Origin of the sequence: Streptomyces sp. NPDC050564, assembly GCF_044457265.1 — a bacterium.
In the GTDB taxonomy this organism is placed as follows: domain Bacteria; phylum Actinomycetota; class Actinomycetes; order Streptomycetales; family Streptomycetaceae; genus Streptomyces.
The window spans coordinates 311,243-335,443 of sequence record NZ_JBITGS010000007.1; the positions used below are offsets into that span (position 1 = coordinate 311,243).

Genomic DNA, 24,201 nt, shown 5'->3' on the forward strand with positions numbered 1-24,201 from the left:
GGCCCTCGCCCCTGTTCGGCAGGGTGAGGGCCGACGGCTCTGAGGACCAGTGTGTCTCGGCGTGGGCGAACACGTCAGCACCTCGACAACCTGCTCGGATACCGGCACGTTGCTGCCTGCCTGCTGCCACCGTCAGACGGGCTGCCACAGCTCGAGCCGATTGCCCTCGGGATCGGTGACCCAGCCGAATCGACCGACACCCTCCATGTCCTGAGTCTCTTGGGCCACGTCCGCTCCCTTGGCGCGCAATTGCGCGAGCATCGCGTCCAGGTCACGGACTCGGAAGTTGAGCATGGTCTGCTGGGCGCGGGACCCGAAGTAGTCGGTCTCGGACTCGAACGTCGCGAACACCGTCACCCCGGTCTCCTGACGCCACAGGCCGTTCTCATCGGCGTCCAGGCCCAGGCAATCGCGATACCACGCGCTCAGGGCCCCCGGGTCGGTGGCGCGCACGAAGTATCCGCCGATTCCAAGCACACGTTCCATGCCGCTATCTTGCCAGGACGGCGATCGGGCGGGTCGGCACCACACCATCGCCCGCCTCACACCGTTCCTGGGGACTGAGCGGAAGTGAGTCCCGTTTCCACCCTCTGATACCCCGTCACATTCTTCTGGGTGCCTGGGCGTCCGTCTCAGACGTTCTCCGTCCACGTACGGAGTTTCTCCGGGTTGCGGACCGCCCAGATGTGCGTGATGCGGCCGCCGGTGAGGCTGAACGCCGCCACGGTCACGGTGACGCCGGCGTGCTGGGCGACGAGGCCGGGCTGGCCGTTGACCGTCCGCTCCAGGAGTGTCAGCCCAGGGGCTTTGTCGGCGATGTGGATCAGGTACTGGGCGATGCGCTCGCTGCCCCCGACCGGGCGGAGGACGGTGCCGACCAGTCCGCCGCCGTCGGCGATCATCGTGGCGTCGGGGTCGAGGAGATCGACGAGGGCCTCGATGTCCCTGGCCTCCCACGCCTCTTTGAAATGCCGCACCAGACCGGCCTGCCCGGCCGTCGGAACCGCCGGAGCGTGCGCGGCACGAATGCGCCGACGGGCCGAGGACGCCAGCTGCCGGCAGGCCGCCGGCGTCCGGCCGACGATGTCGGCGACCTCGGCGAAGGGGTACCGGAAGACGTCGTGCAGGATGAACGCCACGCGTTCGGCCGGCGTCATCGACTCCAGTACGACGAGGAAGGCCATGTTCACCGACTCGTCCAGGGTGACCCGGTCGGCGGGGTCGGCCGGCTCGGCCCCGCCGCCCACCGCCGGCCCGCTGATCCACTCCGTACGGTCGGGCAGCGGCTCGGGTATCCATGCGCCGACGTAGCGCTCGCGCCGGACCCGCGCCGAGCCGAGCAGGTCCAGGCAGACGCGGGTGGCCACCGTCGTCAGCCAGGCGCCGGGCGACTCGATGGCCTCCTGCCGTTGCCGCGGCATCGCGTACCAGCGGGCGTAGGTCTCCTGGACAGCGTCCTCGGCCTCGGCCAGCGAACCGAGCAACCGGTAGGCGAGATTGATCAGATGCCGCCGCTCGCCGACGATCGCGCTCAGGCCCGGCTCGGGCCGGTCATGCCCTGGTTCGGATGGGGTGCTCATGGTCGCGACCGCTCCCTGGTTCTTCTCGTCCGCCACGGCTCTCGCCACTTCGGCGAAACACCGCACCGGGCTATGAGGGTGGCGCTTCGCCTCACGTTTCGCGGGCCCACGTCGTCGGACCACCGAGACACTACCGATCACCGCCGCGAGGCAGAAGAGGGGACCGTGCCATGTCCACACAGACGACGGCAGCACACCGCAGCGTTACGTTCCTGCAGGTCGCGATCGCCCTGCAGACCTTGGCCATCTTCTTCCAGGCGGTCACCGCCGGACTGCTGCTGTCCTCGTCCCACGGCGAGGTACTGCACAGCGCCGGAGCGCGCGTGATGTACGGCGCATCGATGTTGTACGTGCTGGCCGCGATCCTGGCGTGGCGGCCGGGCGGCGGGGCGCCCCGTCCCATCCTGTACGCGTCGGGCTTCCTCGTACTCGCATCGGTGCAGGTGGTGCTGGGCATCGCGCACATGCCGTCGCTCCATATGCCCCTGGGCATCCTGATGTTCGGTCTGAGCGTGCTGGCGTTGGGCCAGGTGCTGTCCGCCCGCTTGTCGGAGCGCTCCGGCACCCGGTCGTAACCGCCGCGCGAACTGGTGTCGCCACTGCCACCACAGTCAACCATCCACTGAAAACGGACCGGAAGTTGCCGTGCTCGACCTCGTGGTCCGCCCAGACCACAGGCTCGACGGGTTCAGGCCGTCGTCCCGGGCTCGGGCAACGTCCGCAGCACCCCCGCCACGTACGCATGGAACGCCGGGTCGTCGAGCAGGAAGTGGTCGCCGGGCAGCCACTCGATGGCGACGTCGCCGGCGCCGTGGTTCTCCCAGTCGCGCAGGCCCGGGTCGTCCACCATGGGGTCCTCCACGCCCGCGCACACCCACAGGGGACAGGCCAGCGGCGGCCCCGGCAGCGGGGTGTACGTCTCGGAGATGGTGAAGTCGGCACGCAGGACCGGGGTGAACAGCTTGACCAGTTCGGGGTGTTCGAAGAGCTGCGGCGGGGTGCCGCCGAGGCGGCGCACGGACTCCAGGAAGGCCGGGGCGGACAGGGTGTGCAGGTCCGGCAGGGTGCGCCGCGCGGTGGGGCCGTTGCGGCCGACCACGACGACACCGGCCGGTGGGCGGCCCAGGGCGCTCCAGTAGCGGCCTATCTCGTACGCGAACGCCGCCCCCATGCTGTGCCCGAGCAGGACGTACTGCCCCGTGGTGTGCGGGGCGGAACCGCGGATCAGGTCCTCCATGACCGTGCCGAAGTCCTCGCGCAGCGGCTCGGCCATCCTGGTGCCGTGTCCCGGCAGTTCCAGCAGGGTCATGCGCGCGGCATCGGGCAACGCCGCCTCCAGGCTCGCGAAGGCCCGTGCGGCCCCGCCCGCGTGCGGCAGGCACAGCAGCGTGGGGCGGCCCTGCCGGGCGCGGCCGGGCGCGGACGTGGTGGTGGTCGGTGCGGAGGTGCTGCTCAACTGCTGCATGGCGGGGTCTCCTTCGTGACGTGGGAGTTCATGGCCGACGGCTCGGGCGTGCGGGGCTCCAGGGCTTGGCCGGCGAGGGCAGCTCGGGCCGCTCGCCGGGTTCGAGGGCGAAGTTCCGTACGACGTGCCCGCCGCCGGCGACCGCCACGGCAGCCCTGAACTCCGGTCCGACGTCGACGAGTCGGAGGTTCCACGTCCGCGCCGCCGAGCCGGGAGCCGACTGCACCCGTACCGGCCCCGAGCGTCGCGCACCGGGAGTGACCCTGACCGCGGTGAGATCGCCTGCCAGTCCGCTGCCGAGGGCCTTGAGGACCGCCTCCTTGCACGCCCAGTGGGTGAACAGCCCACTGTTCAGAGGTCCTTCGCGATCCGCGGGCCAGTGCTCCGCCTCGATGTCGGAGAGCACCTGGCGGCGCAGCCCCGCGGGATCTCTGAGCGGCCTGATCCGTTCGATGTCGACGCCTGTGGGACCGTCGCGGCTCACGGCCACCAGGGACATCCCTTCGGTGTGCGCGAGGCTGACCCTGAGCCCGGGGTCGCCGCACACGTAGGGCTTTCCCAACTTGCCTGTTGTAAAGGTGACTTGGGACGCCATCAGACCGGCGTACACCGCCGTGACCGCCCGTAGCGCCGCATGTGCCGAGGCGTAGAGCGCGCGCTGCGAGGGCACCATGTGCCGCCATCGTCGCAACTCGTCCGGCGAGAGCAGTTCCAGACAGCGCCACAGCGCCCGCTCGGAACCGGGGCCGGGCTCCCGTACCGCCCAGACATGCACTTCTCCGGCGGGCGGCCCGAACCGGGCCGCGGTCACCGGTCGCGCCCTCACTCGGGGCACCGTCGGAGTCATCACATGAGCCATCGCTTGGGGCATCGCATCTCCAACCGCTCGGTCATCACTGCCCGTTGGCCTCTTGACGATGAACTCAACACTAGTAGAGTTCATCAGGAAATGACATCATCAGGTGTTGAAATCAACGGGCGTTGAACTCCATTGGGTCCCCCGTTGAACCCCGGCGGGACCACCCGCCCCTCAACGCATCTCCAGGAGGTACGGCGTGGCCAGTGACCGCGACGAACTGATCACCCAGCTCACCGAGTTCATCCAGGAACGGCTGCTCGCGGAGCCCGACGCCCAGGGCATCGCCCCGGACACCCCGTTGCTCGAGTGGGGGATCCTCACCTCGATCAACACCGCGCAGCTGCTCACCTTCATCCGGGACGAGCTGGGGACCAACATCCCGCCGACCGAGCTGACCGGCACCAACTTCCAGAACCTGGACAGCATCACCGACCTGCTGCTGTCCCTGCGTACGCCCGCTCACTGACCTGGGCCTGCGGCCTGACCCGCCGCACCGGCCTCGCGGCCACGGCACAGCGCATCCACCCGAATTCGCGACAGGAGATCACGTGTCCGAGACATCGGCGAACTACGACTACGACATCGGCATCATCGGCGGCGGGCCGGCCGGCTCCACCGCCGCCTCCTACCTCGCCAAGGAGGGGCTGTCCGTGGTGGTCTTCGAATCGGAGACCTTTCCGCGCGAGCACGTCGGCGAGTCGCTGGTCCCGGCCACGACGCCGGTGCTCATCGAGACCGGCGCCATGGAGAAGGTCGAGGCCGCGGGCTTCCCCAAGAAGTACGGCGCCGCCTGGACCTCCGCGGAGGACCGGGACATCGACCACATGGGCTTCCAGGGCCTGGATCACGACTTCCGCGCCGCCGAGGTGCTGTTCAGCGAGCGGGACCAGGCCGGCGTCGACCGGGACCACACCTTCCACGTCGACCGCGGCAAGTTCGACCAGATCCTGTTGCAGCACGCGGAGAGCCTGGGCGCGAAGGTCTACCACGGAGTCCGCGTCAACCGCGTCGACTTCACCGACCGGGACCGCCCGGTCATCCAGGCCAAGGTCGGCAACCAGTCGGTCGGCGTCCCCGTCCGCATGGTCATCGACGCGAGCGGCCGCCGCACCATGATGGGCAGCCAGCTCAAGGTCAAGGAGCCGGACCCGGTCTTCAACCAGTACGCGGTACACACCTGGTTCGACGACTTCGACCGCAAGGCGCTCGCGGTCAACAAGGACCAGGCCGACTACATCTTCATCCACTTCCTCCCGCTGGAGGACACCTGGGTCTGGCAGATCCCGATCACCGACACCATCACCTCCATAGGTGTCGTGACCCAGAAGGCCCGGTTCAAGGAGGCCAAGAACGACCTGGAGACCTTCTTCTGGGACACCATCGGCAGCCGCCCGGCCCTCCAGGACGCGCTGAAGAACGCCAAGCGGGTCAAGGAGTTCAAGGCCGAGGGCGACTACAGCTACGCGCTCACCAAGATCGCCGACGACTCGCTGGTGATGATCGGCGACGCGGCCCGGTTCGTGGACCCGATCTTCTCCAGCGGTGTCAGCGTCGCGCTCAACAGCGCGCGCCTGGCCGCCGCCGACATCATCGCGGCGCACAAGGCCGGGGACTTCCGCAAGGAGCGCTTCGACGGCTACGTCAACACGCTCCGCGGCGCGGTCAACAACTGGTACGAGTTCATCTCGATCTACTACCGCCTCAACATCCTCTTCACGGCGTTCGTCCAGGACCCGCGTTACCGCCTGGACGTCCTCAAGATGCTGCAGGGCGATGTGTACGACGGGGAGCCCAAGGCCCTCGCCGCGATGCGGGAGATCGTCGAGGCCGTGGAGAGCGACCCCAACCACCTCTGGCACAAGTACCTGGGGACGCTCAAGGCACCCTCCGCGGCGGCCAAGTTCTAGGCCCCGGCGTCCCGGGGGCCGCTTGGGCCCGCACCGGCGGACCAGGGCCGGCGAGGCCCTGTCCGGCCGGCCGCACACGCCCTCGCCGGCCGGGCGTACCTGCCCCGCCCGGCCGGGAGGCACCACGGCAGCCGACCGCTGCCGGGCACGACCCGGGTGGCGTGGACGCCCCTCCCGCCACCCGGACCCGGACGTCCGTCCGCACCATCCGTCTGTCGCACTCCTGGAGGGGGATCCATGCCCGCCCGCAACGGAATCACCACCGATCCGGCCATAGCCCTTGTCGGCATCGGGTGCCGTTATCCGGGTGGGGTGGTCGATCCCGCGTCCTTCTGGAACGTCCTGCGCGACGGCGTCGACGTGATCGGAGAGATCCCCCCGGAGCGCTGGGGCCCCGAGTACATCAGTGAGGACGGGGCCGCACCCGGCACCGGGTACTGCCGTTATGCGGGAGTGCTGCCCGGGCTGGACCGGTTCGACGCCGACTTCTTCGGCATCTCGTTCCGCGAGGCACGCGAGATGGATCCGCAACAGCGGCTCCTGCTCGAAGTCTCCTGGGAGGCCCTGGAGCACGCCGGTCTCACCAAGCCCCAGCTCGCGGGCTCCCGCACCGGCGTGTTCTTCGGCATGCTCGGCATGGACTACACGCTGCTGCACTCCAAGACGCGCGGAGTGAAGGGCATCGACCCGTACTACGCGAGCGGTAAGGAGTTCAGCTTCGCGCCCGGCCGGGTCGCCTACACCCTGGGGCTGCACGGGCCCGCCCTCGCCGTGAACACCGCGTGCTCCTCGTCCCTGGTGGCCGTGCACCTGGCCTGCCGCGCGCTGGCCGGTGGCGAGGCCGACACCGCGCTCGCGGGAGGCGTCAACGTCCTCGCCGCCCCCGAACTGTCCATCTTCATGAGCAAGGTGCAGGCCCTGTCGCCCACCGGCCGGTGCAAGCCGTTCGCCGCCGACGCGGACGGCATCGTGCGCGGCGAGGGCTGTGGTGTCGTCGTACTGAAGCGGCTCGACGACGCGCTCGCCGACGGCGACCATGTGCTCGCGGTGATCCGGGGCAGCGCCTTCAACCACGACGGCCGCAGCGCGGGCCTGACCGTCCCCAACGCCTCGGCGCAGGAAGCCCTGTTGCGGGAGGCCCTGCGGCGCGCGGACGCCACCCCGGACGAGGTCGCATTCGTCGAGACGCACGGCACCGGTACGCCGCTCGGCGACCCGATCGAGGCCTTCGCGCTGTCGGAGGTGTTCGGCCCCGGCCGTGACCCGGGGCGCAAGCTGCACATCGGCTCGCACAAGGCCAACTTCGGGCACACGGACGCGGCCGCCGGTGTCGCCGCCCTGATCAAGACCGTGCTGACCGCACGGCACCGGGTCGTCCCGCCGCAGCTGCACCTCGGCACGCCCAACCCCGCCATCCCCTGGACCGACGGACCGCTGAGCATCTCAGCCGAGGCCAGGGCGCTGGAGGCGACCGCGGACACCCTCTTCGGCGTGAGCGCCTTCGGCCTCAGCGGTACCAACGCCCATCTGCTGCTGTCCGCGCCTCCCGAGCAGGCGCCCGCAGCGGGTGCGCCCGAGGCGGACGCCCCGCGGGTGCTGCTGCTCTCCGGTTCCACGGAGGCCGCCCTCCAGGAACGCGCGCGCGACCTGGCCGGCACCCTCGACGGGGTGCGGCCGCTGGCCGACGTCCTGCACACCGCGGCGGTACGGCGCACCCATCACGAGGCGCGCGCCACCGTGATCGGCGCCGACGCCGAGGAACTGCGCGCCTCGCTGCTCGAACTCGCCGAGGGCAACCCCGACGAGCGCACCGTCACCGGCACCGCCGAGCCCCGGCGGCGCCACCGGACCGTCTTCGTCTTCTCCGGGCAGGGCTCGCAGTGGCGCGGCATGGGCCTGGACCTGTGGGACCGCGAGCCGGTCGCCGCGGCCTGCCTGGAGGCCGCCGACGCGGTGCTGCGCGAGGCGGGCCTGCCCGGTCTGCGCGAGTTGCTCGGCGACAGCGATCTCGCCGCCACCGAGCTTGCTCAACCTGCCGTTGTCGCCCTGCAGTTGGCGGTCGCCGAGGTGTGGCGCTCCCGTGGCGTGGAGCCGTCCAAGGTCGTCGGGCACAGCCTCGGCGAGATCTCCGCCGCCTGTTTCACCGGCGCCCTCGACCTGCCCACGGCGCTCGACCTCGCCGTGCGGCGCGGGCGCATCATGGCCGCCGCCGCGGGCACTGGGCGGATGCTCGCGGTGGCACTCTCCGAGGAAGAGGCGGTCGAGGCCGCCACCGGCACCGGGCGGGCCGTCACGGTCGCCACGGTCAACGGGCCCACCTCGACCGTCCTCGCCGGCTCCGAGGACGACCTGAACGCAATCGCCTCGCTGCTGCGCGAGCGGTCCGTCACCGCCCGGTTCGTACCCGGCGACTACGCGTTCCACAGCCCGGCGATGGCCCCCTTCGCCGAGGGACTCCGCGCGGAACTGGGTGACTTGGCGGCGGTGGCCCGGCCCGAGACGTTCGTGTCGACCGTCTCGCCCGAGGAGCCGCCGGCCACGCTGGACGCGGCGTACTGGGCCGCCAACGTGCTGCGGCCCGTCCGCTTCTGGCCCGCCGTGCGAGGCCTGCTGCAGGACATGGGTGCCGACTTCATCGAGATCGGCCCGCACCCCACCCTCGTACGCCCGCTGACCGATGCCCTCAAGGCGCTGCGGCGCCAGGGCGTCGCGGTCGGATCGCTGCGCCGGGACACCGACGGGCCCGCGACGCTGCTCTCCTCGCTCGCCGAACTGCACTGCGCGGGCGCCGAGGTCCGCTGGGCCGATCTGGTCCCGGGCCGGCTCACGGAGCTGCCCCGGCACCCGTGGCAGCACGAGTCGTTCTGGCTGCCCGAGGTCACACCCGGTGCGCAGTACGCCCCGGGCGCGGTGCCAGGCGCGGAGGTCGCGCCCGCCCGGCTCGCCGTGCAGCTGCTCGACCCGTCGGGCAAGCCCCTCGGACCCGCCCAGCAGCTCGACCTGACCGGCACGCCCTCCGGCGCGCCCACGACTCCGCCGGAGCCGCTCGGCTCCGGCGGTGCCGCCCCGGTCATGGCCCCACCCCCCCTGGGGGCCGACCGGGAAGCCGACTCGTCCGCCACCGCCCCGTACCATCCCCCGGCGGGAGCGGTGGCGGACGGGACCGGAACCTCCGCGCAGACAACGGAGTCCCCGGACACCTCCGGCACGGCCGCCGCGGGCCCCAGCACCGCCGACGCGGCCGACGCGGCGGGCACCGACCGCGAGCGCCGGTCCCTGATGCGGCTGATGTCCGAGACGCTGGCGGAGATCCTCGGCCAGGATCCGGGGCGGCGCATCCCGCCCCGGCGCGGCTTCGCCGACCTCGGTCTGGACTCGCTGAGCATCGTGGAGTTCGTGGACCGCCTCGGACTGCGGCTCGGTCTCGACATCCCCCTGTCCACGCCCTTCGAACGCCCCTGCCTGGACGAACTGGTCGACCATCTGCTGCCGCAGCTGCTCGCGAAGAAGACACCGCAGGCGCCCACCGCGGAACCGGTTCCCGCGGTGGAAGCCGCCCCCGTGAAGGCCCCCGCCGACGATCCGATCGTCGTGGTCGGCATGAGCTGCCGCTTCCCCGGCAGCCCCTCCGTGCGGGACTACTGGCAGCTTCTGCTCGACGGCCGCGAAGTCATCCGCGACGTGCCCTCGGACCGCTGGGACGGCCAGGCGTTCCTGTCCGACGGACCGTGGACGCCCGGCACGATGACCTCGCTACGGGGCGGCTACCTCGACGACGTACACGGCTTCGACGCGGCGTTCTTCCGCATCTCGCCCCGTGAGGCCCGCAGCCTCGACCCGCAGCACCGGCTCTTCCTCGAAGTCGCCTACGAGGCCCTGGAGGACGCCGGGGCGACCCGGGACCGGCTGCGCGGCTCCGCGACCGGCGTCTTCGTCGGCATGAACAGCTCGGACCACGCCCAGCACATCGGCAGCCATCTCCAGGACGTGGACCTCTACTACGGCACCGGCAACTCCTTCGCCGGGGCGTCCGGAAGGCTCTCCTACTTCCTGGGGCTGACCGGGCCCAGCATGGCCGTGGACACCGCCTGCTCGTCCTCGCTGACCGCCGTGCACCTGGCCCTGCAGAGCCTGCGCCAGGGCGAGATCGACCTCGCGGTGGCCGGCGGTGTCAACGTGATCCTCAGCCCGGTGATCCCGGTCGCGGTCTCGGCCGGCGGCGCCCTCTCCCCCAGCGGCCACTGCCGTACGTTCGACGAGGCGGCGGACGGCTATCTGCGCGGCGAGGGCTCCGGAGCGGTCGTGCTGAAGCGGCTGTCGACCGCGCTCGCCGACGGTGACCGGATCTACGCGGTGCTGCCCGGCAGCGCGGTGAACCAGGACGGCGCCAGCAGCGGTCTCACCGTGCCGAACGGCACCGCGCAACGGGCACTGATCGAACAGGCGCTGGAACAAGCCGGGTTGAGCGGACGCGACGTGGGTTACGCCGAGGCGCACGGCACCGGCACCCCGCTCGGCGACCCCATCGAACTGCGTGCGCTCGCACAGGCGTTGCGTCCCCGGGGAGCCGACGGCGCACCCCTCCTGGTCGGCTCCGCCAAGCCCAACATCGGACACCTGGAGGCCTCGGCCGGAATGGCCGGGCTCATCAAGGCGGTCCTGTCGGTGCATTACGGGCGGATCGCACCGCACATCGGCGTGACCACCACACCGACCCGCCAAGTCGCCTGGGAACAGCTGGGCTTGGAGATCGCGACGGGCGCGGAGCGATGGCCCGAGGACGGGCGGCGCCGGATCGCGGGCGTCAGCTCCTTCGGCTTCACCGGCACCAACGCGCACATCCTGGTGGCCGAGGCCCCGGCTGCCGAGGAGACGGGTGGCGAGCCGCCGGCCCGCTTCGCGCTGCCGCTGTCCGCCGCGCAGGAGTCGGCGCTGCCCGATGCCGCCAGGCAGTACCTCGCGCTGCTGGATTCGGGAGACGCAAGGACCCTGGCCGACCTGGCGTACACGGCGTCCGCGCGCCGTAGCCATCTCGACCACCGGGCCGTCGTGGTCGGCCAGGACGTCATCGGCGTCCGCTCCGCCCTGCGCGCCCTGACCAAGGGCGAGGAGCATCCCCAGGTGCTCACCGGGACGGCGGAGTTGGAGCGCTCCTGTGTCTTCGTCTTCTCCGGGTTCGGCTCCCAGTGGGCCGGCATGGGACGGCAACTCCTCGGGAGCGAGCCGGTGTTCCGGGACGCGGTGCTGGCCTGCGAGGAGGAGATGCGGAAGTGGATCGCCTGGTCCCCGCTGGCCTCGCTGCGCGGTGAGCCGGACAGCCGCCCGTTCGACGAGGGCATCCCGCAGGAACTGATCTTCATGGTGCAGGTCGGCCTGGTCGAGCTGTGGCGCAGCTGGGGTGTGGTACCCGAGGCGGTCGTCGGGCACAGCATGGGCGAGGTCGCCGCCGCCTGGGCCGCCGGGGCGCTGACCCTGGCGCAGGCCGCGGAGATCCTGTGCCTGCGCTCGCGGCTGCTCGACACGCTGGTCGGCACCGGCGGTTCGATCGTCGTCGGGCTGCCCCGCGAGGAGCTGGCGCCGTATCTGGTCCTGTACGAGGACACGTTGGGCATCGCCACGATCAACGGCCCGCGCACGACGGTCGTCGCCGGCGACGTGGGCGCCCTGGAGGAGCTCGCCGAGGAGCTGACCGAGGCGAATGTGTTCGTCCGCCGGGTCAAGGTGCCGGTGGCGCCGCACTCCCCGCTGATGGAACCGTTGCGGGAGCGGCTGGTGTCCGGCCTGGCGCACCTGGCGCCGTCCGAGGCCCGGATCCCGCTGTACTCCTCCGTGGAGGGCGGCGAGGTGGCGGGCTCCGCGCTCACCGCCGCGTACTGGGGCCGCAACCTGCGCAACACCGTACTCTTCCAGGACGCGGTGAGCGCGGTCGAGGACCCGCAGGACCGGGTGTTCGTCGAGGTGTCCCCGCATCCGGTGCTGGTCTCCGGCACCGAGGAGTCCCTGCAGGCCGCCGGCGTGGAACGCCCCGTGGTGCTCCCCTCCCTGGTCCGCGACGAGGACGAGGTGGGCACGCTGCTCACGAGCCTGGGCACGCTGCACGCGCAGGGCGCCCCGGTCGACTGGGCAGCCTTCGCCGGCCCCGGCCGCGCGGTCGTCGATCTGCCCGGCTATCCGTGGCAGCGCAAGGAGCACTGGCTGCCGGACACGCCCGTGAACCGCGCCACCGGATCGGGCGCCCTCGTCGGCGCGCCGGTGCGGCCGACGACCACGGCGTGGACGGCGCTGCTTCCGGTGACGGTCGACGGCACCCGCAGCCCCTGGCAGATCAGCCGCCACGGATCCCGTACGACGGTGTCGGCGCCCGCGCTGCTGGAGGCGGCCCTCGCCGGCGCCGCGGCGACGGGCTCCCCGGCGCCGGCGCTCGACGACGTACGGTTCGGCACTGCGCCCCGAGCGGACGCGGAGGGCCGGGCCGACCTGCAGGCCGTGGTCGACACCCGGCAGGGCACGGTCGTACTGCGCCCGTTGTCCGGGGACGGGGACGGTCACGGACCCGCGCTGAGCGCGTCGACCGATGCCTCGACCCGGCCTGCCTCGGACGCTCCCGGCCTCGGCCTGCTGGCCGATGACGAGCCCCTCCGGGCCACGCTGGCCGACCGCTTCCCGGGGCTCGGGGTGCGGTCGGCCGGCAGTGGCCGGGGCGGTGCGGACGTCACCGTGGACCTGCCGGACGGAGCCTCACGCCACTGGCTGCCCGCCGATCTGCTGCGGCTGGCACTGCACTTGGTCGCGGACGACGCCGCGGAACCGTCCGACGCTGAGCCCCTGCCCGCGGCCATCGCGTCGGTCCGGGTCAGGGCCGCGGTCGAGGGCACCGTACGGGTGTTCCGGGGGCCGGTCCGCGCGGGTGCGGACGGGCAGCCCGAGGCGGACGTGACCGTGCTCGACGCGGCGCATCGTGCCGTGGTGGAGCTGACCGGGCTGCGCCTGGCCGCCGGCCCCGAAACGGCCGCGCCGGACGCGGACCGCGACCGGATGGCGAACCTGCTGTACCGGATGGAGTGGAACGCCGCGGGCCAGCGCCCGTCCGGCCGGGACGGTGCGCAGGTCGCGCCCGCGACGCGCTGGCTGGTGTGCGGTGACACCGAACACCTGGCTGGCACGGTGGCCGACGGGCTGCGGGCCGCGGGCTGCGAGGTGCGCCGGGTGCGCTCGGCGGACGTACCGGGCGGCGAGGGTCTCGTCCTGAACCCGGCGGACCGGGCGGAGTGGGAGACGCTGCTCGCGGTGCACGCGAACGAGGGCACCACCGGGATCTGCGACCTGTGGCCCCTGGAGGACCTCGACTCGCGCCCCGACGGCCGGCGCGTCACCACCGCGCTCACCGCGGCCCTGGCCAACGCCGACGGGACTCCGCCCCGGCTGTGGCTGGTCACCCGGCACGCCCTGCTGCCGACCGGCCACGAGGGCTTCCCCGACGGCAACCAGGGGGCCCATGCCGGGCTCGGCCGCACCCTGGCGATGACCCGACCCGAGGCCTGGGGCGGCCATGTCGACCTGAGCCGGGGCAGCGCCGAGGAGCTGCGCACGCTGGTGACGCGGCTGTTGTGCGCACCGGGCGACGAGCACATCCGGGTGGAGCACTCCTCGGTCCAGGTCGGCTCGCTGGTGCGCGCCGACGCGCCGGACCGGGCCGAGAAGAGGCCGCTGTCGGCCGAGCGCTGGCATCTGGTGACCGGCGCGGGCGGCGCCCTGGTGCCGCCCGTGGTGGACTGGCTGGTCGGCGCGGGCGCCCGGCGGATCGTGCTCGCCGACGCGGAACCCGAGCAGGCCGAGCGGCTGTCCGTCGAGGACCGGGTCGCACAGTGGCGTGCCGCGGGGGCCGAGGTCCGCACCGTACGCACCCAGGGCTCGCGGGACGAACTGACCGCGCTGGTGGAGGAGTTGCGGGCCGACACCGGGATCGCGGGCGTGGTGTGCGCGGCGGCTCCCGAGCTGGCGACCCCGCTGGAGGAGACCACCGAGGCCGCGCTGCGGGCCGAGTGGAACCGCGCCGAGACGGCCGAGCTGCTGCACCGGCTGACCACCAAGGATCCGGTGCGCCTCTTCGTCCTGCTGGGTTCGGTGCCGGGCACCTGGGGCGGTGCCGTCACGGGTGCGGCGGCCCCGTCCGACTGGTCGCTGCGGGCGCTGGCGGCGCGGCGCAGGGCGAGCGGGCTGCCGGTGACGCACATCGAGCTGATGCCGCTCGAAGGCAGTCAACTCCTCGACGAACGGACGACTTTACTGCTGAAGTCGAGCGGGGTCGCCCCGCTGCGGGAGCGGGACCTGGTCACCGCCCTCGACCTGCTGGCCTGGGATCACACAGTGCACGCGTGCGTGGCCGACGTGGACTGGGAGCTGTTCGGGAGCGCGCTCGCCGACGCCCCGCACCGGGAGCTGTTCCGTGCGGTCCTGGGGGCGGCGCGGCAGACCGGCGGTACCGAGTTCGTGGCCGGGCTGCGCTCGCTGGACCCGGTGCAGCGCCGGGACCGGATGCTCGACTGGGTGTGCGCCCAGGTCGCCGGGGTGCTCGGCCTGTCGGAGGACGAACTCCGCGCCGACCAGGGCTTCTTCGAGCTGGGCATGGACTCGGTCATGTCGCTGACACTGCGGCTGCGGCTGTCCCGCGAGCTGGAGACCGAGCTGTCCTCGACGGTGGCCTTCGAGCACCCGACCGCGCTGGCGCTGACCGCGCATCTGCTGGAGCAGCTCGGCCATCCGGGCGCCGGTTCCGAGGGCGCCGCCGCGGATCCGGCCGAACTCGACGAGGCCGGCGCCGAGCCCGCCGACGACCTGGACGACCTCGACGACGACGAACTGCTACGCCAGTTGGAGGCGGAGATCTCCGACTCACGGGCGCTGGGATTTGAGGAGAACTGATGACGAAGAGCCAAGCCGAGCAGCCGAGCCAGGAGGTCCTCCGCGGCCGGCTCAAGGACTCCCTCGGCACGATCCGCAGTCTGCGCGCCCGGGTCCAGGAGCTCCAACAGCCACAGCCCCTGGCAGTGATCGGTCTCTCCTGCCGGCTGCCGGGCGGCGCCACGCCCGAGGAGTTCTGGCAGTCCCTGGCCGACGGCCGCGACTCGACTTCACAGTTCCCCGAGGAGCGGCACTCCATCGCCGGTTTCTACAACCCGGACCCGGACCATCCGGGCACCGCGTACACGCTGTCGGGGAACTTCCTCGAAGGCCCGGTGGACACCTTCGATCCGACCGTCTTCGGGATCTCGCCGCGTGAGGCCGCGGGCATGGACCCGCAGCAGCGCCTGGTGCTCGAACTGGCCTGGGAGGCCATGGAGAACGCCTGTCTGCCGCCGAGCGAGCTGGAGGGCAGCCGGGTCGGCGTCTTCCTCGGTGCCAGTACGAGCGACTACGTACGGATGCGCCAGCAGAAGGGCTCGATGGCGGACGTCGACGCCTATCAGCTGATCGGTGAGCCGAGCTTCCTGGCCGGCCGGATCTCGTACACGTTCGGGTTCCAGGGTCCCAGCATGGTGATCGACACGGCGTGCTCCTCCTCGCTGGTGGCGCTGGAGCAGGCCGTCCTGTCGCTGCGGTCCGGTGCCTGCGACATGGCGCTGGTCGGCGGGGTGAACCTGATGCTCTCCCCGTACGGCTTCGTCCTGGTCAGCAAGTTGCGGGCGCTGTCGCCCGACGGACGCTGCAAGACGTTCGACGCCTCCGCGGACGGCTACGCCCGCGGTGAGGGCGGCGCGCTGTTCGTGCTCAAGCGGCTCAGCGAGGCCGAGGCCGCAGGGGACCGGGTCCTCGCGGTGGTCCGGGGTGTCGCCACGGAACACGACGGGCGCAGCAGCGGGCTGACGGTCCCGAACCCCGCCGCGCAGCAGAACGTCATCACCTCCGCGCTCAAGGACGCCGGGGTCTCCCCCGCCGAACTCACCTATGTCGAGGCGCACGGCACCGGCACCCAGCTGGGCGACCCGATCGAGCTGAAGGCCCTGAACGCGGTCACCAGCACCGGGCGACCGGCCGGACGACCGCTGCTCGTCGGCTCGGTGAAGACCAACATCGGCCATCTGGAGCCGGCCGCCGGCGCGGCGGGCCTGTTGAAGGTCGTGCTGGCCCTCCAGCACGACACGCTCCCGAAGCATCTGCACCTGAACAGCCCGAACCCCCAAGTCCCTTGGGACGCCATCAACTTGAAGGTCACCACCGAGGAGACGGTCTGGCCGGACGGACCCCGGATCGCCGGGGTCAGCAGCTTCGGCGCCAGTGGCACCAACGCGCACACCGTGCTCGCCGAGGCGCCGCAGCCCGCGCCCCGCGAGGGCACCCCGCGCGAGGTGGGCCTGCTCACCCTCAGCGCCAACAGCCCCGAGGCGCTGCGTGCGATGGCCGGCACGTACGAGAGCCGGGTGCGGGTGGCGGACGCCCGCACCCTGTCGGACATCTGCTACTCGTCGCACATCGGGCGGGCCCGGATGAAGCACGGGCTCAGTGTGACCGGCGACCGCGAGCAACTCGCCGCCGGGCTGGCCGCGTTCGCCGCCGGTGAGCGCGCCGACCAGGTCACCACGCACGGCCCGTCGGGCGCGAAGGCGCGCCGGCTCGGCTGGTTGTTCACCGGCCAGGGCTCGCAGTACGCCGGGATGGCCGCCTCGCTCGCGGCAGCCGAGCCGGTCTTCGCCGACGCGCTCGCCCAGGTGGTCGAGGCGCTCGACCGCTATCTGGAGGAACCGCTCGGCCCCGTCCTGTCCGACGGCGAACGCATCAACCGTACGGGCTTCACCCAGCCCGCCCTGTTCGCCGTGGAGTACGCGCTGGCGAAGATGTGGGAGTCCTGGGGCATCCGGCCGACCGCGCTGATCGGGCACAGCCTGGGCGAGATCACCGCCGCCTGCGTCGCCGGTGTGCACTCCCTCGACGACGCCGCCAAGCTGGTCACGGCGCGTGCCCGGCTGATGGAGGCGCTGCCGGCGGGCGGTGTCATGGAGACCCTGGTCTGCGACGAGGAGACCGTCCGGGCGGCGATCGCCGAGGCCGGTCCGGTGCCGCGCGTGGCGGTGGCGGCGGTCAACGGGCCGACGGACGTGGTCCTTTCGGGTCCCGAGGACGAGGTCGCCAAGGTCGTCGACGTACTGGCCGGACGCGGCGTCAAGCACCGCAGGCTCGTCGTCTCGCACGCCTTCCACTCACCGCTGATGGCCCCGATGATCGACAAATTCCGGGAGGTCACCGAGACCCTGACGTTCCATCAACCCAGGTACCCGATCATCTCCAACGTCACCGGCCGCGAGTGGGGGCCCGAACAGCTGCGCCCCGCCTACTGGTCCGAGCACGTGCTCGCGCCGGTGCGCTTCTACGCCGGCGTCACCACGCTGTACGAGACGGGGTGCCGCACCTTCCTGGAACTCGGCCCGGCTCCGGTGCTCCTCGGGCTCGGCGCCCGCTGCCTGCCCGAGGACGGCGTCGGCTGGATCCCGTCGCTGCGCCGCGACCGCGAGGACACCCACATCGTGGGCCAGGCCCTGGGCGCGCTGCACCACCGCGGCGTACCGGTCGACTGGACCGCGGTGCACCGCGACGAGAAGCCTCGGCCCACGTCGCTGCCCAGCTACCCCTGGCAGCGCGAGCGGTACTGGTTCAACGACGACGCGCAGGGCGACGCCCCCGAGTACGCGGCCGACGATGCCCCAGGGGCGCTCTTCGAGGGCCATCTGCTGTCCGGCGCGCCCACCTTCTCGCCCGCGCTCGACGAGCTGTCCGAGGTGTTCGTGCAGACGGGCCCGGACGGCCGCCGGTCCGTGTCGGCGGGCGGCTTCTGCAACTGGGCGCTGGCGGGCGCCGCGAAACTGCCCGGCGCGCAGCCCCGGCTCGTGGACCGCTTCGTGGTGGGCGAGCCGCTGCTCCTCGACCCCGAGCACCGGCCCGCGCAGATACGGGTCTATGTACTGCCCCAGGACGACGAGGGCCGATCGCTGTTCCTCTGCTTCTCCCGGCACGGCGTCGACTCCGCCGAGAGCGGCAGCTGGCGGCTGCACGCCCGTGGTGTCCTGGTGCGCCGCTCCACGGACACCCGGCGTGCCGACGGCGACCTCGATGCCGTACGCACCCGGTGCGTGCCGGTCGACCCGGCCGACATCGTGGTACCCGGCTGGGCCGAGCCGGTCCTCAACGAGGTCTACCAGGGGCCGGGCGAGGTGCTCGCCGAGGTCAACCGCGCCGCGGAGGAGCTGCCCCGGGGCGCCCTGCTGGACCTGACGCTCGGACTGCTGCGCCAGTCGGAGAAGGCCCCGGGGGCCGGTGGGGCACCCGTGCCCACGGCGGTGCCCGAGGGCACCCGCCGCTACATCCACGGGTGGCTGGACCCGGCCGAGGAGGACGGCGAACTCCGGGGCGGCCTGGAGATCCTCGGCTCGGACGGCAGCGTGCTGATCATGATGCGGGACGTCCATCTGCGGTCGTCTACCCAGCCCGCACAGGAGATCCCGCGCAGCGCGCGGGCGGAGACCGTGTGGGAGCAGGTCTGGCGCCCGGCCGACCCGGATGCGTTCGGCGAGCGGAGCCTGCGCGACGAGCGGGTGCTGCTGGTCGGCTCGGGAGGCTCGGACACGGGGCTCCTGGAGGCCGTGTCCAAGCAACTGACGCTGCGCGGGGCGGTGGTGACGCAGGCCGAGCCGTCCTCGGAGGCGGTCCTGCGGGCCCTCGACGCGGGCCGGCCGTACGGACATCTCGTGCTGCTGAGCGGCCTGGACCTGCCGGTGGCCGGGTACGACGCCGAGTCCGTCGGGCAGGCCAGGGCCGAGGCGGAGCACGTCTTCCTGGCCGCCACCCGGCAGCTGGCCGTCGAGGAGGCCGCCACCCAGCTGTGGGTGGTGACCCGGGGCGCCCAGTGGACCGGACCCGAGCAGAGCGAGATCTGCCTGCCCGCCGCCCCGTTGTGGGGGTTGGGCAAGGTGGCCGCCCTGGAACACCCCGAGCTGTGGGGCGGCCTCCTCGACCTGGATCCGGCGGGCGAGCCGGACGAGGCGGAGCGGATCGCCGACCTGCTCGCGACCCCGAGCGCCGAGGACCTGACGGCCCGGCGCGGCGGCACCGTCCTGGTGCCCCGGCTGGTGGCGGCCGGTTCCGGCGACGAGTCCGCGGAACGTCCGGCACCGCACCTGAGCGACCTCGGAAGCTACCTGGTCACCGGTGGTCTCGGCAGCCTCGGCCTGCTGATCGGCGAGTGGCTCGCACGCAACGGCGCGGGCACCGTCGTCCTGGCCGGCCGTACGGGGCTGCCCGACCGCTCCGTCTGGGACGAGCCGCACGACGACACCACCGCCGCCAGGATCGCCGGGGTGCGCCGGATCGAGGCCCAGGGCGCCGACGTACGGGGGGTGGCGCTGGACACCGCCGACGAGACGGCGCTGCGTTCGCTGACCGCCCAACTGGGGCTGTCCGGGCGGCCGTTGCGTGGCGTGGTACACGCGGCGGGCCTCTCGGAGCCGCAGTTCCTGCGGGAGAGCGACCCGCAGACGTACGACCGCTGCCTGCACGCGAAGGTGGACGGCACCTGGGCACTGCACAACGCCACCGTCGACCAGGACCTGGACCTGTTCGTCTCCTTCTCCTCGATCGCCTCGGTCTGGGGCTCGCAGCACTTGGCGGGCTACTCGGCGGCCAACGCCTTCCTGGACTCCTTCGCGTACTACCGGCAGCTGAAGGGCCTGGCGGCCACGACGGTCAGCTGGGGACCGTGGGCGGCACGGTCGGGGCTGGCGGACGACTCGGTGATGGCGTTCCTGCGCTCCATCGGGCTGCACCAGCTCAACCCCGACCACGCCCTGGAGCTGCTCGGCGAGGCCGTGGTCGACTCGGTCGCCCACCGTACGGTGTGCTCGGCGGACTGGACCCTGTTCCGCGACCTGATGGAGGCGCGGCGGGAGCGGCCCATCCTCAGCGAGATCCGCAGCGCGCCTGCCGCGGACCAGCCGCAGAACGCCGAACTGGGGGCGCTGACGGCCCGGTTGCTCGGCCTGAGCCGCACCGAACGCCTTGCCGAGCTCAATGAGTACATCCGCGTCCAGCTCTCCGAGATCCTGCGCCTGGAGCTGGACACCCTCACCGAGGACACCCGGCTCGCGGACATGGGCCTGGACAGCCTCATGGTGATGGAGCTGATCAGCCGCTGCCGGGACGATCTGGGCCTGGAGATCAACAGCCGTGACTTCTTCGCCTGCCCCGGCATCCACTGGGGCTCCTTCCTCCACGAGCTGATCGAGGAGAGGTACCCGGCCACCACCGTCGCGTCCGGCCCCGAGCGGCCGACGGACCAGGCATGACCGCCCGGGGGCCCGGGCCGCGCGGCCCGGGCCCCCGGCACCACAACTCCGCCCCGACCTCTGGAGGAACGAGCATCATGCAACCGCTGCCCGCGTCCGGCTCGCCCGACAAGGCCGTCCATGACGTCGCCATCCTGGGCGCCGGAATCGCCGGCTCCATCCTCGCGGCCATCCTGAGCCGCAACGGGGTGAAGACGGTCCTGATCGACGCCGGCACCCACCCGCGCTTCGCGGTGGGCGAGTCCACCATCCCGTACACCTCCGTGATGCTGCGGATCCTCGCCGCGCGTTACGGAGTGCCGGAGATCGCGCATCTGAGCCACTTCTCCACGATGCGCTCCAAGGTGTCCTCGAACTCCGGTCAGAAGCGCAACTTCGGCTTCGTCTACCACCGCGAGGGCGAGGCCCAGGTCTCCAGTGAGATCAACCAGTTCGTGATTCCGGTGGCGCTGTCCACCGAGTCCCACATGTTCCGCCAGGACGTCGACGCCTACATGTTCAACGTCGCGGTGCGCTACGGTGCCGTGCCGCGCCTGGGCACCCGCGTGTCGGACGTCGAGGTGGACGGCTCGGGGGTCACCCTCGCGGTGGAGAACGGTCCAGCGATCCGTGCCCGGTACGTCGTCGACGCGGGCGGCCACAACTCGCCACTGGCCAAGAAGTTCGCGCTGCGCGACGAGGTGCCCCAGCAGCGCACGCACTCGCGGACCCTCTTCACCCACATGATCGGGGTGCGCCCGTACGACGACTGCCCCGCCGGGCGCAAGCACGACAACCCGAGCCCCTGGCACCAGGGCACCCTGCACCACGTCTTCGACGGCGGCTGGGTGTGGGTCATCCCGTTCGACAACCACCGGAGCGCCACCAACCGGCTGTGCAGCGTCGGTCTGACCCTGGACCCGCGCAAGCACCCGAAGACGGATCTGCCGCCGGAGCAGGAGTTCGCGCAGTTCCTCGAACGGTTCCCGGACGTGGCCCCGCAGTTCAAGCACGCGAAGGCGGCCCGCCCCTGGGTGTCCACCGGGCGGCTGCAGTACTCCTCGCACCAGGTCGTCGGCGACCGCTTCTGCCTGACCTCGCACGCCGCGGGCTTCGTGGACGCGCTGTACTCGCGTGGTCTGACCAACACCACCGACGTGGTGAACTCGCTGGCCTGGCGGCTGATCGAGGCGGCCAAGGACGACGACTTCTCCGCCGAGCGGTTCGGGCACATCGAGACGCTCCAGCAGGGCCTCGTGCGCGCCCACGACGAGGTGGTGGCGTCGTCCTTCACCTCGTTCCGCGACTACGGGATGTGGAACGGCACGTTTCGCATGTGGGCGCTCGGCACGGTGCTCGGCACGCTGAACGCCCAGGACGCCCTCGTACGGTTCCAGCGGTCCAAGGACCCGCTGATCTGGCGGGAGTTGGAGGCGCAGCCGCACCCCGGCGCCCTGTTCCCGGCGAGTGTCGGCTTCAACAAGATCACCGATGCCGCCTGGGCCGCCTGCCGGGACGTCGAGGCCGGTCTGATGACGCCCGACCGGGCAACCGGCGAGCTGTTCGACCTGTTGCAGGACGACGGCTACGCGCCGCCGCCGTTCGGTCTGCACGACCCGGCGAACCGCTTCTACAACCCCAACCCGGCGCGCATGATCCGCACCATGCACTGGGCCAAGCGCGGATCGGCGGCCGCGGACACCGGCCCCGTGGTGGCCGGTGCGCTCGGCGGCTTCCTGCGCTCCCGCTTCCGCAGGCACTCATGAGGGAGGACGGGCCCATGCCCCGGAACGAACACACGGAACGACCACCCACCCCGGGCCCCGCCCGACCGCCGGACCACAGCTGGGCGGAGGGCGCCGATACGGTGGGGGCTGCCGAGTCGGCGTTGCCGTACGAGCCGGCGACGGAGACCGCGCCGGCGGCCGACCGCCCGCGCGGGACGAACAGGCCCGCCAAGCCGCTACCCACACCGAGCCGGCTCGCCGAACCGAGTGCCGTGCCTGCTCCTGCTTCTGCTTCTGCTTCTGCTTCTGCTGTGAGCAGTCGTGCCGCAGGGCGGGCGCAGCCCGCGACTCCGGGTGCCGGGGCAACGCCCAAGGCCGCCGGGCCGGCCGCACCGGCCCCGAAGACCGCTCGGTCCGCGGTACCCACGCCCAAGACCGTCCAGCCCACCACGCCGACGCCGAAGACCGTCCGGCGCGGCGAACAGACGCGCGAGGCTGTCCCTGCCGTCGAAGCCGCAGCCACGCCCGCCGCGCAGGCTGCGTCAACTTCCGCCGCTCCTGCCCCTGAACCGGCGGCCGAGTCCGGTCCGGTTCCCGGCACGAGGGCCGAGTCCGGCGCGTCCATCACCCCGGAGGCCGGCCCCGCGCCGGCATCCGGCCGTCCCGGGAACCCGGCACGGCACACCGTCGCCGTCCTCGGCGCCCACCTCGGCGGCGGCATGCTCGCCGCGATCCTGGCCCGCGCCGGGATCGACGTGGTCCTGGTGGACTCACCGCACGACGCCACCACCCCGTCGGGCGAGACCACCGTCCCGTACACCGCGGAGGTCTTCGAACTGCTCGCGCGCCGTTACGGCGTGCTCGAGCTGTCCGCGCTCGGACACTTCGGAGAGCTGCCCGACGAGGTGCGCAGGACCTCGGGAATCAAGTCGAGCATCGGCTTCGTGTACGCGCGCCCGGGCGCCCCCGTACGGCCGCACCACGTGGTGCAGTTCAACGTGCCCAGCGAGCACGGCGAGTCGCATCTGTACCGGCCCGACGTCGACGCCTGGGTGCACCGGCTCGCCGTGGGCTACGGCGCCAAGGTGCCGCAGGGGCGCTCGCCGTTCACCGAAGTGCGCGGTGAGGCGGGCGACTTCACCGTCGAGCTGGCCGACGGCAGCAGTGTCGGGGCGGCGTTCGTGGTCGACATGTCCGGGCCCGACGCGCCGATGCTGCGGCGCCTCGGCCCCGATCCTGCGCTGCGCCCGCTTGGGCACTCCTCACGGGTGCTGACCGCGCACCTGCGAGGCGTACGGCCGCTGGAGCGGCGGGTGGACCCGGGCAGGGGCGGCACCCCCTGGACGGGCGGCACGACCCAGGTGGTCTTCCCGGGCGGCTGGATCCAGCTCGTCCCGTTCGGCGACGAGCGCACCGGCGAGACCTCGCTGACCAGCGTCGCGGTGAGTCTCGACGCCAAGCTGTGGCCGCAGCGATCGGCCTCGCCGGAGGACGACTTCCAGCAGCTGATACGCCAATTCCCGGACTTGGAATGGCAGTTCGGTGAAGCCACCCCGGTCCGCCCGTGGACGGGCTCGGAACCGTGGCAGTACGGCGCCAACGCCGCCGCCGGCGACGGCTTCGTCGTCCTCGAACGCTCCGCCGTACGCTGCGACTTCACGCTCTCCAGGGATGTCACCCTGACGGCCGAACTGGTCCACGAGGCGGCCGCGCACCTCATCTCCGCGGCGCACAGCGGCGATTGGTCGGTGGAGCGTTTCCGCCCCCTCGAGTCGTTCCAGGCGTCACTGATCGAGCACGGGGACCGGCTGCTGCGTACGGCGCTGACGGCCACCACCGACTTCCGGCTCTGGAACGCCTTCTGCCGGGTCTGGCTACTGCACTCCATGTTCGCCGCCCTGTCCCTCAAGCGGGCCCGCAACGACGCGCTGGCCCGGCCGGGACGGCCGGACCAGTGGCGGGAGTTGGAGCGCTACCGGGGCGCGGGGTTCTGGTTCCCCGTCTACCCTGGCTTCGTCGCCCTGTTCGACGACATGGTCGCGGCCGCACGGCAGGTGGCTGACAACCGGCTGGCACCGGGCGCGGCGGCCGAGCGGATTTTCGGCCAGATGGACAGCGCGTCGTTCGTCCCGCCACTCTTCGCCTTCGGCGATCCCACCGACCGCTACTACAACTTCACTCCGCTGAAACGGGTCAAAGTACTGCTGTGGGCCAAGCGCAGGGCGCCGTACATGGTTCAACGGGTGCTCACCCGGGGGGCCACCGTCCTGCCCGACGTCGAACGGTAGACGGGAACCTCACAGGCGACTGAAAGAATTCGGGCAAAGGAACCGCCGCCCCGCAGGAGCTCGCCC

The 24,201-nt window shown here is 72.2% G+C and carries 11 protein-coding genes; 7 read left to right on the forward strand and 4 right to left on the reverse strand.

The genetic code is table 11. The features are described 5' to 3' along the window. Positions 1–132: 132 nt before the first annotated feature. Both ACIBK0_RS14225 and sigJ read right to left on the reverse strand, forming a co-directional pair. A complete protein-coding gene (locus ACIBK0_RS14225; protein ID WP_399079239.1) occupies positions 133–486 on the reverse strand; it encodes a VOC family protein in 354 nt (117 codons plus the stop codon). 146 nt (positions 487–632) lie between these two features. Then, complete coding sequence (sigJ, locus tag ACIBK0_RS14230; RefSeq protein ID WP_399079240.1) at positions 633–1,580, reverse strand: RNA polymerase sigma factor SigJ; 948 nt, start codon at positions 1,578–1,580, stop codon at positions 633–635. A gap of 170 nt (positions 1,581–1,750) precedes the next feature. Here sigJ and ACIBK0_RS14235 point away from each other — a divergent pair, with 170 nt between their 5' ends. Continuing rightward, positions 1,751–2,155, forward strand: coding sequence for a hypothetical protein (locus ACIBK0_RS14235; RefSeq protein WP_399079242.1), 405 nt, complete (start codon positions 1,751–1,753; stop codon positions 2,153–2,155). Between the two features lie 113 nt (positions 2,156–2,268). On the opposite strand, the gene ACIBK0_RS14240 is transcribed toward ACIBK0_RS14235, so the two are convergent. After that, the gene (locus ACIBK0_RS14240) at positions 2,269–3,045 is read right to left on the reverse strand and encodes a thioesterase II family protein (RefSeq protein ID WP_399079244.1); all 777 of its coding nucleotides are present in this window, start codon (positions 3,043–3,045) and stop codon (positions 2,269–2,271) included. Between the two features lie 28 nt (positions 3,046–3,073). Further along, entirely contained in the window at positions 3,074–3,856 is a 783-nt protein-coding gene (locus ACIBK0_RS14245; protein WP_399079246.1) for a 4'-phosphopantetheinyl transferase family protein, read from the reverse strand. Positions 3,857–4,100: 244 nt separating this feature from the next. Here ACIBK0_RS14245 and ACIBK0_RS14250 point away from each other — a divergent pair, with 244 nt between their 5' ends. From ACIBK0_RS14250 to ACIBK0_RS14275, 6 genes are all read left to right on the forward strand, one after another. Then, positions 4,101–4,370, forward strand: coding sequence for an acyl carrier protein (locus ACIBK0_RS14250; RefSeq protein ID WP_189192031.1), 270 nt, complete (start codon positions 4,101–4,103; stop codon positions 4,368–4,370). 82 nt (positions 4,371–4,452) lie between these two features. Beyond that, on the forward strand, positions 4,453–5,811 hold the full coding sequence (locus tag ACIBK0_RS14255) for an NAD(P)/FAD-dependent oxidoreductase (protein ID WP_399079249.1): 1,359 nt from the start codon (positions 4,453–4,455) through the stop codon (positions 5,809–5,811). 237 nt (positions 5,812–6,048) lie between these two features. Continuing rightward, positions 6,049–14,733, forward strand: a complete 8,685-nt coding sequence (locus tag ACIBK0_RS14260) for a type I polyketide synthase (protein ID WP_399079251.1) — start codon at positions 6,049–6,051, stop codon at positions 14,731–14,733. Further along, positions 14,733–20,141, forward strand: coding sequence for an SDR family NAD(P)-dependent oxidoreductase (locus ACIBK0_RS14265; protein WP_399079253.1), 5,409 nt, complete (start codon positions 14,733–14,735; stop codon positions 20,139–20,141). Before ACIBK0_RS14260 ends, ACIBK0_RS14265 begins: the two co-directional genes overlap by 1 nt. Before the next feature lie 77 nt (positions 20,142–20,218). After that, positions 20,219–21,886, forward strand: a complete 1,668-nt coding sequence (locus tag ACIBK0_RS14270; protein WP_399079255.1) for an NAD(P)/FAD-dependent oxidoreductase — start codon at positions 20,219–20,221, stop codon at positions 21,884–21,886. Between the two features lie 272 nt (positions 21,887–22,158). Then, positions 22,159–24,135: an NAD(P)/FAD-dependent oxidoreductase gene (locus ACIBK0_RS14275; RefSeq protein WP_399079257.1), complete on the forward strand. Its 1,977-nt coding sequence runs from the start codon at positions 22,159–22,161 to the stop codon at positions 24,133–24,135. The last annotated feature ends 66 nt before the right edge of the window (positions 24,136–24,201 follow it).

Bases quoted from the DNA above. Each gene is read 5' to 3' on its own strand.
- ACIBK0_RS14225 (WP_399079239.1), bottom strand. From the start codon at position 486: ATGGAACGTGTGCTTGGAATCGGCGGATACTTCGTGCGCGCCACCGAC.
- sigJ (WP_399079240.1), bottom strand. From the start codon at position 1,580: ATGAGCACCCCATCCGAACCAGGGCATGACCGGCCCGAGCCGGGCCTG.
- ACIBK0_RS14235 (WP_399079242.1), top strand. From the start codon at position 1,751: ATGTCCACACAGACGACGGCAGCACACCGCAGCGTTACGTTCCTGCAG.
- ACIBK0_RS14240 (WP_399079244.1), bottom strand. From the start codon at position 3,045: ATGCAGCAGTTGAGCAGCACCTCCGCACCGACCACCACCACGTCCGCG.
- ACIBK0_RS14260 (WP_399079251.1), top strand. From the start codon at position 6,049: ATGCCCGCCCGCAACGGAATCACCACCGATCCGGCCATAGCCCTTGTC.
- ACIBK0_RS14265 (WP_399079253.1), top strand. From the start codon at position 14,733: ATGACGAAGAGCCAAGCCGAGCAGCCGAGCCAGGAGGTCCTCCGCGGC.
- ACIBK0_RS14270 (WP_399079255.1), top strand. From the start codon at position 20,219: ATGCAACCGCTGCCCGCGTCCGGCTCGCCCGACAAGGCCGTCCATGAC.